Below are 14,562 nucleotides of genomic sequence, written 5' to 3'. Positions count from 1 at the left end.
CCGCGAACGGTTTTTTCGGCGAAGCGTCTCGGGCGAAGAGCCCCGCGAACCGCTCACTCGGCGTCGTCCGACGCCACCGCGTCGACGGCGCGGCGCATGACCTCGCGGACCGGCAGGCCCGTCTCGTTCGCCACCGCCAGCGCGTCGTCGTACTCGGCGCTTCGGTCGTAGACGACGCCGTCGGCGTCGCTTCCGACCTTCACGCTCACCTCGTAGTCGTCGCCGTCGACGTCGAGCGTCGCCGTCTCGAACTCGCGGCGGGCGGTCCAGCGGTGGCCCGCGCCGTGCTCGCGGATTCCGAGCGTGCCCGTTTCGACCGCGAGGCGGTAGGCGACGCGCTCGGCGTCTTCCGGCCTGACGACGACCTTGACGAGGTGACCTGGGCGGGATTTCTTCATCGTCGTCGGGACGATGGTCACGTCGCGCGCGCCGGCGTCCTTCAGGGTCTCCTGAAGCCCGCCGAGGACCTCGGGCGTGGCGTCGTCGAGGTTCGTTTCGAGGACGGTAATCTCGTCGCGGACGAGCCGCGAGCCGCCGTCGCCGACGACCGCGCGGAGGACGTTCGGACGGTCCGAAAAGTCCCAGCCGCCGGCCCCGTAGCCGGACGACTCGACCGACATCGACGGGAGCGACTCGACGCCCTCGGCGAGGTGCGCGAGGATGGCCGCGCCCGTGGGGGTGAGCAGTTCGGCCTCGACGGGGCCGCCGCGGACCGACCAGCCGGCCGCCGCGGTGATGTTGACCACGGCGGGCGCGGGGACCGGGTAGGTCCCGTGGCTCATCTCGGTCTCGCCGCCGCCGACGGCGACCGGGCCGGTGACGACGCGGTCGACGCCGAGGTCCTCCAGGAGGAGACAGACCCCGACCACGTCGGCGATGGCGTCGTCCGCGCCGACCTCGTGGAAGTGCGTCGCGTCGAGGTCCGTGCCGTGGACCTCGGCTTCCGCCTCGCCGAGCACGCGGAAGATGGCCGTCGCGTCCTCGACGACGCCCGCGGGCAAGCCCATCGACTCGACGAGGTCGACCACCTCGGGGTAGGTCCGGTGCGGGCCGTGGCCCTCGGCGTGGGTGTGGTCGTGTGAATGGTCGTGGTCGTGGGAGTGTGCGTGGTCGTGTGAATGGTCGTGGTCGTGGGAGTGTGCGTGGTCGTGTGAATGGTCGTGGTGACGGTACTGGTGTTGGTTGCTGTGCTCGTCTTCGTCGTCACCGTCAGCGTCGTCGGAGTCTCCCCCGTCGTCGCCGTCGCCGCTCTCGGGTTCGGGCTGGCGTCGGTGGTCGTCGCCGTGGCCCTCGCCGCGGGGTTCGCCCCCGTCGGCCTCCGCGAGGAGCACGTCCACCTTGGTCGCGAGGATGCCGTTTTTGTCGACCTCGTGGACGCGGTAGGTCACGTCGAGAGCGTCTTCGACGGGCGAGAGGACGGACGGGTCGGCACCGGCGGCGACGAGCGCGCCGAGGAGCATGTCGCCGCTGGCACCCATCCGGCCGTCGAACGCGAGGAGTCGCATGCGTGAACCGTCGTGTTCGAGCGTAAAAACGCCAGCCATCGACGCGCCGTCCCCTGTCCAGTCGGTAGGGATTAGTAGCCGCCCGCCCTACGGTGTGCTAGGCTGTAACCACGAGAGGACGGTGCCCCGGGCAGACCGGGGAAGGACTTATCCGATGGCCTCTCACAGGTATCAGCATCCCCGCGAGGTAATCATGAACGAAGTCCAACTCGAAGTGGCGAAAGCGTACCCGAACGACTCGGGGCGCGGCATCGCCCGTCTTGATCCGGACACCTTGCTCCATCTCAAGCTCTCGCCGGGAGACATCATCGAGATCGAGGGAGGAAAAACGACCGCCGCGAAGGTGTGGCGGGCAGACCGGCAGGACTGGAACACGGATACGGTCCGCATCGACGGGTTCACGCGGCAGAACGCCGACGTGGGCATCGGCGAGCGGGTCACCATCCGCAAGGCAGAGGCCACGAAGGCCGACAAACTCGTGCTTGCGCCGCCGGAGGAGGCGAGCGTGCAGTTCGGGTCCGACGCGGCCGGCATGGTCAAACGGCAGATTCTCAAGCGGCCCGTGGTCGAACGCGACATCGTCCCGGTGATGTCGAGCACGAACCACCCGTTTATGCGGTCGCCCGGACAGGCGATTCCGCTCATCGCCGTCGAGACGAAGCCCGACGGCGTCGTCCTCGTCACCGAGGACACCGACGTCGAACTCCGCGAGGAGCCCATCTCGGGCTTCGAGAAGGCCGGCGGCGGCATCACCTACGAGGACATTGGCGGCCTGACCAACGAGATTCAGCGCGTCCGCGAGATGGTCGAACTGCCGATGAAACACCCCCAGATATTCAAGAAGCTGGGCATCGAGCCCCCGCAGGGGGTGTTGCTTCACGGGCCGCCGGGCACCGGGAAGACGCTTCTCGCCCGCGCGGTCGCCAACGAGACTTCGGCGAGTTTCTTCTCTATCGCGGGGCCGGAAATCATCTCGAAGTACTACGGCGAGTCCGAACAACAGCTCCGCGAGATATTCGAGGACGCCAAAGAGGAGTCGCCGAGCATCATCTTCATCGACGAGCTCGACTCCATCGCGCCCAAGCGCGAGGACGTGACCGGCGAGGTCGAACGCCGCGTCGTCGCCCAACTCTTGACGATGATGGACGGGCTCGAAGCCCGCGGACAGGTCATCGTCATCGCGGCGACCAACCGCGTCGACTCGGTGGACCCCGCGCTCCGCCGCCCCGGTCGGTTCGACCGCGAAATCGAAATCGGCGTGCCCGACGAGGAGGGCCGCAAGGAAATCCTCCAGATTCACACCCGCGGGATGCCGCTTTCGGACGACGTGGACCTCGACGACCTCGCCGACGACACCCACGGCTTCGTCGGCGCGGACATCGAGGCGCTGACCAAGGAGGCCGCGATGAAGGCGCTCCGACGCTACCTCCCCGAGATCGACCTCGACAGGGAGGACATCCCGCCGAGCCTCATCGACCGCATGGTCGTCAAGAACGACGACTTCGGCGGCGCGCTCGGCGAGGTCGAACCCTCGGCGATGCGCGAGGTGCTCGTCGAGATTCCGAAGGTCACGTGGAACGACGTCGGCGGGCTCGAAGGGCCGAAACAGAAGGTCCAAGAGAGCGTCGAGTGGCCGCTGACCACGCCCGAGAAGTTCCAGCGGATGGGCATCGAGGCCCCGAAGGGCGTGCTCCTCTACGGGCCGCCCGGCACGGGGAAGACCCTGATAGCGAAGGCCGTCGCCAACGAGACGAACGCGAACTTCATCTCGGTGCGCGGCCCGCAGCTGCTGTCGAAGTGGGTCGGCGAGTCGGAGAAGGCGATTCGGCAGACGTTCCGCAAGGCTCGGCAGGTCTCGCCGACCATCATCTTCTTCGACGAGCTCGACGCGCTCGCCCCGGCCCGCGGCAACGACATGGGTAACAACGTCTCCGAGCGCGTCGTCAACCAGCTCCTGACGGAGTTGGACGGCCTCGAAGACGCGGGCAACGTCATGGTCATCGCGGCGACCAACCGCCCGGACATGATCGACCCCGCGCTCATCCGCTCGGGGCGGTTCGACCGCCTCGTGCTCATCGGCCAGCCCGAAGAGGAGGGCCGCGAGCAGATTCTCGACATCCACACCCAGCAGAGCCCGCTCGCGCCCGACGTGAGCCTCCGCGAAATCGCGGAGATAACCGACGGCTACGTCGGCTCCGACCTCGAATCCATCTGCCGCGAGGCGGCCATCGAGGCGCTCCGCGAGGACTCCGACGCCGAGGAAATCGAGATGCGCCACTTCCGCAAGGCGATGGAATCGGTCCGCCCGACCATCACCGAGGAACTGATGCGCTACTACGAGGACATCCAAGACCAGTTCAAAGGCGGCTCCCGCGAGGGGCTGTCGCCCGACACCCGCGACGGCGGCCGCATCGGCTTCCAGTAAGCCGGACGGTCGGCGCTCTGCGGTCGTGTCTTTCTCTCGTTTTTCGAAGAAGCGAGCGACGCGTCACTGACGCGTCGGCGTGAGACGCCCGCTCAGAACAGCAGTGAGTCGTCGTTGTCTATCATGTAGAGCGTCCGCGCCGCGACGTTGACGGCGTGGTCGCCGATGCGTTCGAGGTCGCGCACCGTAAGCAGGAGTCGGCGCACGTCCACGAGGGCGCTTTCGGGGTCGAGGTCGCCGTCGCCCTCGAAGTCGTCGCCGGTCATGAGGTCGCGGACGATGCTCTCCGAGGCGGCGTCGCACATCGCGTCGAGGTCGTCGTCGCGCTCGGCCACGGAGCGACAGAGGTCGGTGTCTTCGGTCTCGTAGGCGTCCATCGCCTGGTCGACCATATCGAGGGCGGCGTCGCCGATGCGGCGGATGTCGACCTCCGCGTACACGTCGTTTTCGGCGTCGATGGCGTACTGCGCGAGGTTGGTCGCGAGGTCGCCGATGCGTTCGAGGTCGGTGATAATCTTGAACGACGCCGCGATGAACCGCAGGTCGCCAGCGACCGGCTGTTGGAGCGCCAGCAGGTCGATGCAGTCCTGTTCTAAGTCGAGGTAGATGCGGTTTATCTCGTGGTCTCCCTCGATGACTTCCTGTGCCTTCCGCTCGTCTTTGTCTTCGAGCGCGTCGAGGGCGAACCGGACCCGTTCGGCGGCGAGTTCGCTGAGATACAACACGTCCTCTTCGAGCTGATTGAGGCGAGACTGGTACGTGTTTCTGGCCATACGTGACGTTCCGACAGGCGAAGTGAAATTCCTTGTGATGGTTCCGGTGGTCGAGTCGGCGGTACGTCCCGAACGACCGTGTCGAATGCGCGACGGCGGGGCGCGGGCGTCGCTCCGAGGGCGCGAATCGAACGGCTCGCAGAAGCGACCCGAGAGCGCGCGAGCGCGGACGAGGACTATCCGAACTTGCCGGTGATGTAGTCTTCGACGCGCTGGCTCTCGGGGTTCTCGAAGATTTTCTGGGTGTCGTCGAACTCGACGAGTTCGCCGCCGGTGAGGAAGACGGCGGTCTTGTCGGAGATGCGCGCCGCCTGTTGCATGTTGTGCGTGACGATGACGACCGTGTAGTCCTCGGCGAGCTCTTCGACGAGGTCTTCGATCTGGGAGGTCGCCACGGGGTCGAGCGCCGACGCCGGCTCGTCCATGAGGAGCACCTCGGGGTCGGTGGCGATGGCGCGGGCGATACAGAGGCGCTGTTGTTGGCCGCCGGAGAGGTCGAGTCCGGACTCGTGGAGGCGGTCTTTCACCTCGTCCCAGAGGGCGGCGCGCTTGAGCGACTCCTCGACGACCTCGTCGTAGTCGGCGTCGATGCCCTGAATCTTCAGGCCGTAGACGACGTTCTCGTAGATGCTCTTCGGGAACGGGTTCGGCTTCTGGAACACCATGCCGACGCGGCGGCGGAGGGCGACGGGGTCGACGTCGTCGTCGTAGACGTTCTTGCCGCGGAGCGTGAGTCGGCCCTCGACGCGGGCGACGTCGATGAGGTCGTTCATGCGGTTGATACAGCGAAGGAACGTGGACTTCCCACAGCCGGAGGGACCGATCATGGCGGTCACGCTGTTTTCGGGGATATCCATCGTGATGTCGGTGAGCGCGTGGTCGTCACCGTACCAGACGTTGATGTTCTCCGAGCTGATGACGGTCTCGGCGTCCCGACTCACCGAGTTCGCCGACGCAGAGAGCCCGTCGCTCACGTCGGTTTCGACGAGCATCTCATCGTTCGTCGGGTCCTCTGTTCCGTTCATGGCTTGCTGTTCTCCCTCGGGTGCTTTGTCTCTTTGGCTCATTGGTAACGTTCAGTTTCCGCTTTCGAACTTGTTGCGCAGGACGATGGCGATGGAGTTCATCGCGAGGAGGACCGCCAGGAGGACGACGACGCCCGCCGGGACGGCCTTCGTGTAGAAGTCCTCGCTGGCGAACAGGCTGGACCACGCGTACACCTGCAGGGGCATCGCGCTCACCTTCGAGGTGAGCTCGGTCGGCAGGGTGAAAAGGACGTTCGGCGCGCCGATCATGATGAGCGGCGCGGTCTCGCCGATGGCGCGGCCGAGCGCGAGGATGGTCCCGGTCAGGATGCCGGGGAACGCCTCCGGGAGGACGACGTTCTTCACGGTCTGCCAGCGCGTCGCGCCCATGCCGTAGGACGCCTGCCGCATATCGCTGGGGACCGAGCGAATCGCCTCGCGCGAGGAGATGATGACGATGGGCAAGATGAGGAGCGCGAGCGTCGCGCCGCCGATGATGACCGTTCCCGTGGGCTGGCCGAGGTAGGTGACGAACACGCCGAGCCCGAGCAGCCCGTAGACGACCGAGGGGACGCCGGCGAGGTTCGAGATGTTAACGTCGATAAACCGGGTGAAGGCGTTGTCGGGGGCGTACTCTTCGAGGTACACCGCCGCGCCGACGCCGAGCGGGAACGAGAGGGCGGCGACCGTCGCCATCAGCAGGATGGAGCCGCCGATAGCCGGGTAGAGACCGGCGTTCTCCGCGGACCCGCTGTGGGCGCTCGTGAGGAACTGCCAGTCGACCCACGACTGCGGGCCGGCGAAGCCGAGCGCGTCGACCGCGGCCGCGCCGACGAGCGAGCCGCCGATGACGACGGCCGCGAGCAGGAGGCCGATTCGCTCCCGTTCGCGGGTGACCGCCGCGCCCCCGGCGTAGGCCACCGTGGGAACGAACGCGACCGACGTGACGACGGCGGCGGCGTTCGCGTCGACGCCCAGTGCCGGGCCGACGACGGCCGCGAGACCGGTCAGGAGGAGCGCGGACGCGCCCGCCGCGAGGCCGGCCGTGGTGTCTTCGCGGATTCGAGCGACGTACTGGCCGACGACGACCGCGGCCACGCCGCCGAGGACGAGCGTCAGAACCATCCAGTCGGCGGGGACCACGGGAAGTTGGCGGACGATTTCGGGGATACTGTGGAAGTAGCCCGGAACGCCGACGAGCGAGAGGACGAACGCGGCCCCGGTCGCGGCGACGCGGAGGGTGAACGGAATCTGCTGTTCGTACTTCGTCAGGACGACGACGAGCGCCGCCGGCACGAGGAGGCCGACGACGTACGAGAGGCCGGTCAGCGGCGGGATGATGTCGACGAAGACGATTGCCACGCCGCCGCTGAACAGCAGGGAGACGGCGAGCATCCCGACGACCATGCCGCCGAGTTTGAGCGCCGGCACGTTGCGCCGGGCGAGGTAACCGCCGACGACCGCCGTGGGGACGACGAGCGTCAGGAAGAAGGTGAGATGCCAGCCGAGGTCGGCGGTGAGCGGGCGAATCGCGTCGTTTGCGACGTAGACGAGGAGGACGGCGAGCGTGACGATGCCGAACATCGTCGCGGCCAAAAGCAGGTACCGGAAGATGGTTCCGGTGGTTCGACTGACCTGTCCGAAGCCGTCGATGTAGCCGGAGTCGGTGTCGGTCGCCATCTCAGTAGGCCTCCCGGTAGCGCCGCGAGACGTAGTCGCTGATAACGTTCATGATGAGTGTGATGACGAAGAGCACGAGGCCGATGGCGAACAGACTGCGGTAGGCCAGCCCGCCGCCGGTGATGTCACCGGTGAGAAGCTGGACCATCGCGGCGGTCATGGGCAGCGCGCCTTCGAGGTACGACGCGGGGTTCAGCGGGTTGAGGAACTTCGCCTGCGCGCCCGCGGCGACGGTGACGGCCATCGTCTCGCCGATGGCGCGCGAGATTGCGAGGATGAACGAAGAGAAGATGCCGGACAGCGCGGCGGGAACGACGATGCCGGTCGACACGTCGAACTTCGTCGCGCCCATGCCGTAGCCCGCCTGCCGGAGTTCGTCGGGGACGGCGGACATCGCGTCCTCGCTGATGGAGGCGACCATCGGGATGATCATGATGCCGACGACGATGCTCGCAGACAGCATGTTGAACGTCCCGATGTCGGGGAAGACGACTTCCAGCGCCGGGGTGATGTAGATGAGCGCGAAGAAGCCGTAGACGACGGTCGGGACGCCCGCGAGGATTTCCAGCGCGGGCTTGAGAACCGACCGAGCCTGCGCGCTCGCGTACTCGCTGAGGTAGATGGCGGTCGCGACGCCGAGCGGGAGCGCGATGACGGCCGACCCGATGGTGACCATCAACGTCGCCGACACGAGCGCCAGCACGCCGAACTCCTGGCTGTGTATCTGCCACGTGGTACCGGTGAGGAAGTCGACGATAGACGCCGTCTCTCCCGTCACTCCCATCAGCGAGGCTGTCAGCGTGAAGAACTTGGCCGCCTCCGTGATGAGGAGCCCGACGATACTGAGGGTCGTCACGACGGACAGCGCCGCGCACAGGAAGAAGAACGACCGCGTCAGTAGCTCACGCGGAGAGTTCTCCGTGTTCCGCGTGAGGTCGGTTTCGAGGTCATCTGTGCTCATTGGTTGGATTGAATCGTGGTGTATGAAAAAGCGCTTCGTTAGCTGATTGTGTCGAGAAAGCGGCTAGTTAGCTTCCTCGATGGCGGCGTTGAGGGTGTCGAGCATCTCCTGTTGCTCGTCCTCGCCGAGCGGGACGTAGCCGACCTCGTCGGCGACGATTTCGCGGCTGGTGGAGTTCTCCATCCAGTAGCGGGCGAACTCGGCGATGTGGTCCTCCGCGAGCGACTCGCGGGCGGGGTAGGTAAACAGCGGGCGGGAAAGCGGGTTGTACTCGCCGGACAGCGCCGTGTCGAGCGACGGTTCGACGAACTCGCCGGCGTCGTTCTCGATGGGGACCGCCTGCACGGAGTCGGTGCTCTCGCTGTAGTACGCGAAGCCGAGATAGCCAATCGCGTACTCGGAGCCCTGGACGCCCTGGATGATGGTGCGGTCCTGCTCGGTCGCGGAGTAGTCCTGGCGGTGGCCCGGGCCGTCCTCGCCGATGATGGCCTCGATGAAGTAGTCGTAGGTACCGGAGGCGTCGGTGGGACCGTAAATCTCGATTTCCTCGTCGGGCCACTCGGAGTTGACGTCCGCCCACGTCGTCGGGGCCGACTCGGCCGAGAAGATGGTCTGGAGCTGTTCGGTGGTGAGGCCCTCGCCGATGAAGTCGTTGTCGTTGTTGACGACGACCGTCAGGGCGTCGGTGGCGACTTTGAGTTCGACGGGCGTCACGTCGTTGCTCGCGCACTGTTCTTCCTCGTCGGGCTGAATCGGGCGCGAGGCGTTGTTGAAGTCGGTCTGGCCCGTACAGAAGTAGTTCGCGAAGCCGCCACCGGAGCCGGTGGACTGGAGGTTGATGTTGACCTCGGAGTGCTCACTCTGGAAGCGCTCGCCCATCGCGGTCGCGAGCGGGAACACCGTCGAGGAACCGGCGATGTCGATGGTTCCCGAGAGCTCGTTGCTCCCGTCGCCCGACGAGTCTGTTCCCTCGGAGTCGCCGCCGGAGTCGCCGCCGGAATCGCCGCCGGAGTCTCCACCGGAGTCGCCGGTGTTGTTCTCCGTACACCCGGCGAGTCCAGCGAGACCGGTCGCGCCCGAGGCAATCAGGAACTTACGCCGCGAAAGAACGCTGTCCGAGTTACGCGTCATCGATTTTGAGGAGCCGATTTTTGCGTAAATACCCTGCTATGACGACTATATAGTGATACATTCCGGTATGTCCCCAACGAATGGTAACGTGTGACAAGAACGGGTCGAAACCGGCGAAAACAGACGATTACCCCATCATAGGCCGTTTCGTGTGCGAACTTTCTCCGATATGTCAGGAAATTCGGGGCTCGCGGGCCGACGGACACGGCGCGAGATGACTACTGAGTGAGCGTCGTTTCGCCTCCGAACCGTCACGAGTCGCGTTCGGTCACGTCCACCACATAAAAACTGAGCTCGATATATAGAGATAGACAGTTTTATTGTGTATTGAGGACCACCCACGGACATGGTCGAAACCCGAAAGGTGCAGGTGACGGGCGGTTCCACCTACACCGTCTCGATTCCTAAAGACTGGGCGACGGACAACGGCGTCTCGGCGGGGAGCGAAGTCGAGTTCTACCCGGAGGGCGACTCGCTGTTCTTGACGCCCCGCTCGGAAGAAGAACGCACCGAGGGCACCCTCGACATCGCGACCCTCGAAGGCGACGAGCTCACGCGCGCCGTCATGACGATGTACGTGAGCGGGTTCGACATCATCGCCCTGGAGAGTTCGCGCATCACGACCGACCAGCGCCGGACCATCCGCGAGGCGACCCAGAGCCTCGTCGGCCTCGAAGTGCTCGAAGAGACGCGCGACCGGGTCGTCATCCGGGACCTGCTCGACTCCTCCGAGCTCTCCATCCACAACGCGGTCACCCGGATGCGGCTCATCTCGCTTTCGATGCTCGAAGACGCCATCGCGGCCATCGCCGAGCAGGACGACGACATGGCCCGCGACGTCATCCAGCGCGACGACGACGTCGACCGCCTCTGGATGGTCGTCTCCCGCATCTTCCGGGCGACGCTCCGGACCCCGAAGGCCGCCGAGGAACTCGGTCTCCCCCGCGAAATCTGCTTCGACTACCAGTCCGCCGCCCGGCAACTGGAGCGCATCGGCGACCACGCGACCAAAATCGCCCACCTCTCTTTGAACTTCGAGGAACCGGTCGACGACGAAATCGTCGAGGCGATTCAGGCGCTGTTCGAGGAGGCGAAGGCCGTCGTCAACGGCGGGATGGACGCGCTGTTCGCCGAGGAGAGCGACGAGGCGAGCCGCCTCGCCAACGAGTCCCGCGAGGCCGTTCAGGCCATCGACGCGAGCGCCCGCGGCATCGACGAACTCCTCCGGGACCTCGACCCGGCGCGCGCGCAACTGCTCGGCCTCATCGTCGACTCCGTCTCGCGGAGCGCCGACTACGGCGGTAACATCGCCGAGACGGCGCTTCAGAAGGCCGCGCCGACGCCCTGACGCCCTGACCGGCCGACCCGCCGGTCGGTCCGTCGCGCGGTTCGATTCGGTATCGTCCAGTCTCGTTTTCGACTTCGACCACACACCCCCGCGAGCGACGGCCGCGGGGCTCACGGGGATAAACAGTCGGACCGCGCCGAAACGACGACGCGGGGAGAGAACTTACTCTTCGTCGACGACGACGGCGTTGACCTGCCCGTCCTGACCGGGGCGGGAGGTGACGCGGGCGCGGCCGGCGCTTGTGTCGATGATGGAGCCCTTCGTGATGATGTTCCGGCGGGCGTAGTTGACGTTCGACGGGTTGTCGACGACGCCTTCGATGTCGGCCTGCGTCACGTCGGCACCGTCTGCGACCTGCGCGACGTTCGTCGAGAGGGCGCGGAGCTTCTCGTTGTTCCCGCGGGAGTCGATAATCTGGAACCGGGGCTCGCCGACCGTCGTGGCGGCGGGTTCGCGGCCCAGCTGGTAGCGCTTCTTGTTTCGGGACGGCTTGCGCCGACCGCCGGTCCGCTTCCGCTTGGAGCGTCCTTGGTCCTTCATACGGGGTAAAAACCTCGGTGACTACTTGAATCGCTCGAATCGGTGCTCGGCGGAGACGGGTGCCACCACGTCTCTCGGAGGCGATGGCAACGCAAACCGTTTAGTTCGCCCGCGCCCGCCGTCGAACCGATGAGTCTCGACGTCACCGTCGCCGTCCCCTTCCGGCAACACGGCTCGACCCGCCTCGGCGAAGGCGAGTTCGTCGTCGCCCTGTCGCTCGACCGCGACTGGTTCTCCCCGGACCAGGCCAAGCGCCTCATCGACCTCGCGGCGGGCCGCGGCCTCGTCGAACGCGACGACGGCGAGGTTGTCGCGACGTTCGACCCCGCCGAGGTGCAGATACCCGAGGAGTTCGAACCCGACGCCTCCGTCCTCCGCGAGCAGTCGGCGTTCGAGCAGATTCTCGACGCCTGCGTCGCCGCCGGCGTCGAAAAGCAGGCCGCCGTCGCCGGCATCAACGAGCGGCAGTCGCGGCTCGGGATCACCGCCGAGGCCGCCGCGGTCCTCTTCGCGCGCGCGAACGACGTGAACGTCGACGACGCGGCCGAGAAGGCAACGCGCTCGCTGGCCGAGTAGCGCCCAATCTCTCTTTTCCGCCTTCCGCCCGCCGCGAAGCGACACCCCGAAACCGTCCGGGCGCGAACGCCCGGCATGGTCGTCGATTCGCTCTCCGACGGGACACGCATCGCCCAACTGCTCGCCTCGGAGGTCACGGGCCACGAGGACGCCTTCTCGGTTCTCTCCGTCGTCGACGCCGACGCCGACGTGGAACCGACCGACGACGGCGCGCTCGCCTACGCGGTCGCCGCCGACGGCGAGCGCGTCGCCGAGGTGTACGTCCAGCCCGACCGCGCCCGCGTCGAGTTCATCGCCCACCTCGACGTGACCGCCGACGCCGCGTCCGAAGCGGGGCTTCGCGTGCGCCCGAAGGCGGTCCGCCCGCCGCGGACGCTCGTGTTCGTCGAGGACGGCGCGCAGGTGAAGTGGACGCTCCCGGCGTTCCGCGCGCTGGTCGCGGCGCTCGACGCCGGGGACCGCGAGGAATAGAGGAGAGAGCCGGCCGTCGCGCGACCGGTTCAGAGGTCCGCGACGAGTTCCGGAAGCGCCGTCGGCAGGTCGTCGTGGTGGATGTGCGCGACCGCCCGCGGGTCGGGGTCGTCACAGCCCTTCCCGAGCACCTGCACCGGGAGCATCCCGGCGTCGTGCGCGCCGGCGATGTCGTGGTGGACGCTGTCGCCGACGTAGACGGTCTCGTCGGGCGCGGTTCCGAGGCTGTCGAGCAGGGCCTCGAACGCCCGCTCGTCCGGCTTGCCGGCGGGGAGCGCGCCCGTCACGAGGGCCGTATCGAAGTGGTCGCGCCACCCGAGTTTGTCGATTTTCGCCTCCTGGGCCACGACCGGCCCGTTGGTGAGGAGGCCGACGCGGTAGGTCGTCCGCAGGCCGGCGAGCATCGCCTCGACGCCCTCGACGGGGACGACCGCGTCGGTGATTCGCTCTCTGTACGCCGTCGCGACGCGCTCCGGGTCGACGGGGGAGCCGTGCTCGTCGAGGAGGGCCTCGAAGATGGGCGCGCGGGTCTCGCGCGTGAGGTTCTCTTGGTGTGCCCGGAGATACGCCTCTCGGGTCAGCGGGGGCGCGCCCGCCGCCGCCGCCGCCTCCGAGAGAATCGTCTCGCGGTCCCGCGTCGGCACCGCGAGTGTGTAGTCGAGGTCGAACCCGACCGCGCTGACTGACATCGTCGGTGAAGCGTTGGCAACGGAGCGGTATGAGCGTGCCGGGACCTGTCGAGGGGACGAGCCGTCCCGCGCCTGCTCGCGTCGGCCCCGTCGGGGTGGCTCCCACCGACGACGACAACCACTATACTTGTCGGCGACGACGGCGAGGTATGACCCTCGACCCCGTCCACGTGGACGACATCGCGTCCATGGCGAGCACCATCGCGGACTCGGTCGACGACGCCGACTACGACGACCTCGCGCGGACGGTCTGGGAGTCGTGGCTCGACCCCCTCGAATCGCCCGACGGGGGACCCCCAATCGTCGAACCGCTCGGCGAAAAACAGCTCCACGCCGCGGACATCGATGACGTGGCGCTCACGGAGTCGCCGTTTCCGACCGTCCACGGCCTCGACTCGGGGACCATCAACCCGACGACGTTCAAAAACGGGCTCGTCCTCGACGTGGCCCACGCCGCGATGGCCGCCGAACCCTCTGACCTCGACCTCCACCGCCACCGCTCTATCGTCATGGCGGCGCACACCCACGACCCGGTTCCCTTCTTCGACACCGACGAGTGGCTCCACTCCGACGAGGGCTACGGCCGGCGGCGCGTGCTGAGCGTCCCGCGGGTCAACCGCTACGCCGAGGGCGTCGTCCACGCGCTCGCGCTCTACCTCGCCGAGAGCGCCCACGCGCTCGAACACGCCGACGCCGTCGCCGACCTCCTCATCCTCGACGGGCCGGTGTACCCGAAGGAACTCCTGAACTGGCGCGACCGCGACGCCGAACTGAAGGACCTCGCGCGCGACGCGAAGCCGAAGGCCGTCGTGGAGAACTACGTCCGACTCGTCGAGCGCTTCGTCGAGCGCGGCGTCCCCCTCGCCGGCTTCGTGAAGAACCCCGGCGCGAAACACGTCGTCCGCACGGTCAGGAAACAGCTCGACGGGACAGACGCCGGCCGGCGGCCGTGGGTCGACGACGCCGCCTTCTTCGTCAACCTGCTCGAACGCCGGGAGGGCCCCGACGGCGACGAGCGCCGCACCGACGAACTCACGTTCACGAGCTGGTTCGCCTCGCGCGGCGGGTCGGACCGCCAACTGAGCGCCGAGGGCGAGGCGTTCGGCATCGAGCGCAACCTCGACCCCGAAGCGTACACGGTGACGTTCTTCGTGCTGTACGACCCCCGAACCGACGTGTGCTACCGGGTCGAAGCGCCCTACGCGTTCACGAAGGACCCGGAGACCCGGGCGGATCTAATGCACCACGTCGTCCGCGACGTGGCCGCCACGCGCGGGCCGCCGCTGGCGGTCGAGAAGGCGGACGAACTCGCGCGGGTGAGCATCGGCGAGAAGGCCGCGCTCAGGCGCAAACTCTCCGAGAAACTCGACTCGGACCCGATGAAGAGCTACGACAACATCCGCTGGGTCGACGCCGACGAGTGAGGCCCTCTCGCGAG

General features: G+C 67.2%; 13 protein-coding genes. 5 read left to right on the top strand and 8 right to left on the bottom strand.

Translation table 11 applies throughout. The annotated features are described in order from the left end of the window. Positions 1-53: 53 nt before the first annotated feature. The gene (gene larC, locus C441_RS07270; RefSeq protein ID WP_007274531.1) at positions 54-1,505 is read right to left on the bottom strand and encodes a nickel pincer cofactor biosynthesis protein LarC; all 1,452 of its coding nucleotides are present in this window, start codon (positions 1,503-1,505) and stop codon (positions 54-56) included. A 193-nt stretch (positions 1,506-1,698) separates the two neighbouring features. Between larC and C441_RS07265 the strand changes: the two genes are divergently transcribed. Continuing rightward, positions 1,699-3,930 (top strand): CDC48 family AAA ATPase, encoded by a 2,232-nt coding sequence (locus tag C441_RS07265; RefSeq protein ID WP_007274530.1) that lies wholly within the window; start codon positions 1,699-1,701, stop codon positions 3,928-3,930. Between the two features lie 92 nt (positions 3,931-4,022). Here the strand turns inward: C441_RS07265 and phoU are convergent, their stop codons facing one another. From phoU to C441_RS07240, 5 genes are all read right to left on the bottom strand, one after another. Continuing rightward, positions 4,023-4,703 carry a phosphate signaling complex protein PhoU gene (gene phoU, locus C441_RS07260; protein WP_007274529.1) on the bottom strand — a complete coding sequence of 227 codons (681 nt, stop codon included), beginning with the start codon at positions 4,701-4,703 and terminating at the stop codon, positions 4,023-4,025. 176 nt (positions 4,704-4,879) lie between these two features. Continuing rightward, positions 4,880-5,728, bottom strand: coding sequence for a phosphate ABC transporter ATP-binding protein PstB (gene pstB / locus C441_RS07255; protein WP_007274528.1), 849 nt, complete (start codon positions 5,726-5,728; stop codon positions 4,880-4,882). 51 nt (positions 5,729-5,779) lie between these two features. Next, positions 5,780-7,408, bottom strand: a complete 1,629-nt coding sequence (gene pstA / locus C441_RS07250; RefSeq protein ID WP_007274527.1) for a phosphate ABC transporter permease PstA — start codon at positions 7,406-7,408, stop codon at positions 5,780-5,782. 1 nt (position 7,409) lies between these two features. Further along, positions 7,410-8,369 (bottom strand): phosphate ABC transporter permease subunit PstC, encoded by a 960-nt coding sequence (gene pstC, locus C441_RS07245; RefSeq protein WP_007274526.1) that lies wholly within the window; start codon positions 8,367-8,369, stop codon positions 7,410-7,412. 63 nt (positions 8,370-8,432) lie between these two features. Beyond that, a complete protein-coding gene (locus C441_RS07240; RefSeq protein ID WP_007274525.1) occupies positions 8,433-9,500 on the bottom strand; it encodes a PstS family phosphate ABC transporter substrate-binding protein in 1,068 nt (355 codons plus the stop codon). Between the two features lie 346 nt (positions 9,501-9,846). Between C441_RS07240 and C441_RS07235 the strand changes: the two genes are divergently transcribed. Beyond that, a complete protein-coding gene (locus C441_RS07235; RefSeq protein ID WP_004969697.1) occupies positions 9,847-10,848 on the top strand; it encodes a phosphate uptake regulator PhoU in 1,002 nt (333 codons plus the stop codon). A 162-nt stretch (positions 10,849-11,010) separates the two neighbouring features. On the opposite strand, the gene C441_RS07230 is transcribed toward C441_RS07235, so the two are convergent. Continuing rightward, positions 11,011-11,388, bottom strand: coding sequence for a 30S ribosomal protein S8e (locus C441_RS07230; RefSeq protein ID WP_004969695.1), 378 nt, complete (start codon positions 11,386-11,388; stop codon positions 11,011-11,013). Positions 11,389-11,517: 129 nt separating this feature from the next. Here C441_RS07230 and C441_RS07225 point away from each other — a divergent pair, with 129 nt between their 5' ends. Both C441_RS07225 and C441_RS07220 read left to right on the top strand, forming a co-directional pair. Next, complete coding sequence (locus C441_RS07225) at positions 11,518-11,964, top strand: DUF2240 family protein (RefSeq protein WP_007274524.1); 447 nt, start codon at positions 11,518-11,520, stop codon at positions 11,962-11,964. A 75-nt stretch (positions 11,965-12,039) separates the two neighbouring features. Further along, the gene (locus tag C441_RS07220) at positions 12,040-12,435 is read left to right on the top strand and encodes a hypothetical protein (protein ID WP_007274523.1); all 396 of its coding nucleotides are present in this window, start codon (positions 12,040-12,042) and stop codon (positions 12,433-12,435) included. Between the two features lie 29 nt (positions 12,436-12,464). Here the strand turns inward: C441_RS07220 and C441_RS07215 are convergent, their stop codons facing one another. Then, on the bottom strand, positions 12,465-13,124 hold the full coding sequence (locus C441_RS07215; protein WP_007274522.1) for an HAD family hydrolase: 660 nt from the start codon (positions 13,122-13,124) through the stop codon (positions 12,465-12,467). A gap of 149 nt (positions 13,125-13,273) precedes the next feature. On the opposite strand from C441_RS07215, the gene C441_RS07210 reads away from it, so the two are divergent. Next, positions 13,274-14,548: a DNA double-strand break repair nuclease NurA gene (locus C441_RS07210; protein WP_007274521.1), complete on the top strand. Its 1,275-nt coding sequence runs from the start codon at positions 13,274-13,276 to the stop codon at positions 14,546-14,548. Positions 14,549-14,562 lie beyond the last annotated feature (14 nt).

Origin of the sequence: Haloferax sulfurifontis ATCC BAA-897, assembly GCF_000337835.1 — an archaeon.
Lineage (GTDB): Archaea > Halobacteriota > Halobacteria > Halobacteriales > Haloferacaceae > Haloferax > Haloferax denitrificans.
This window is presented reverse-complemented; position numbering and strand designations above follow the sequence as displayed.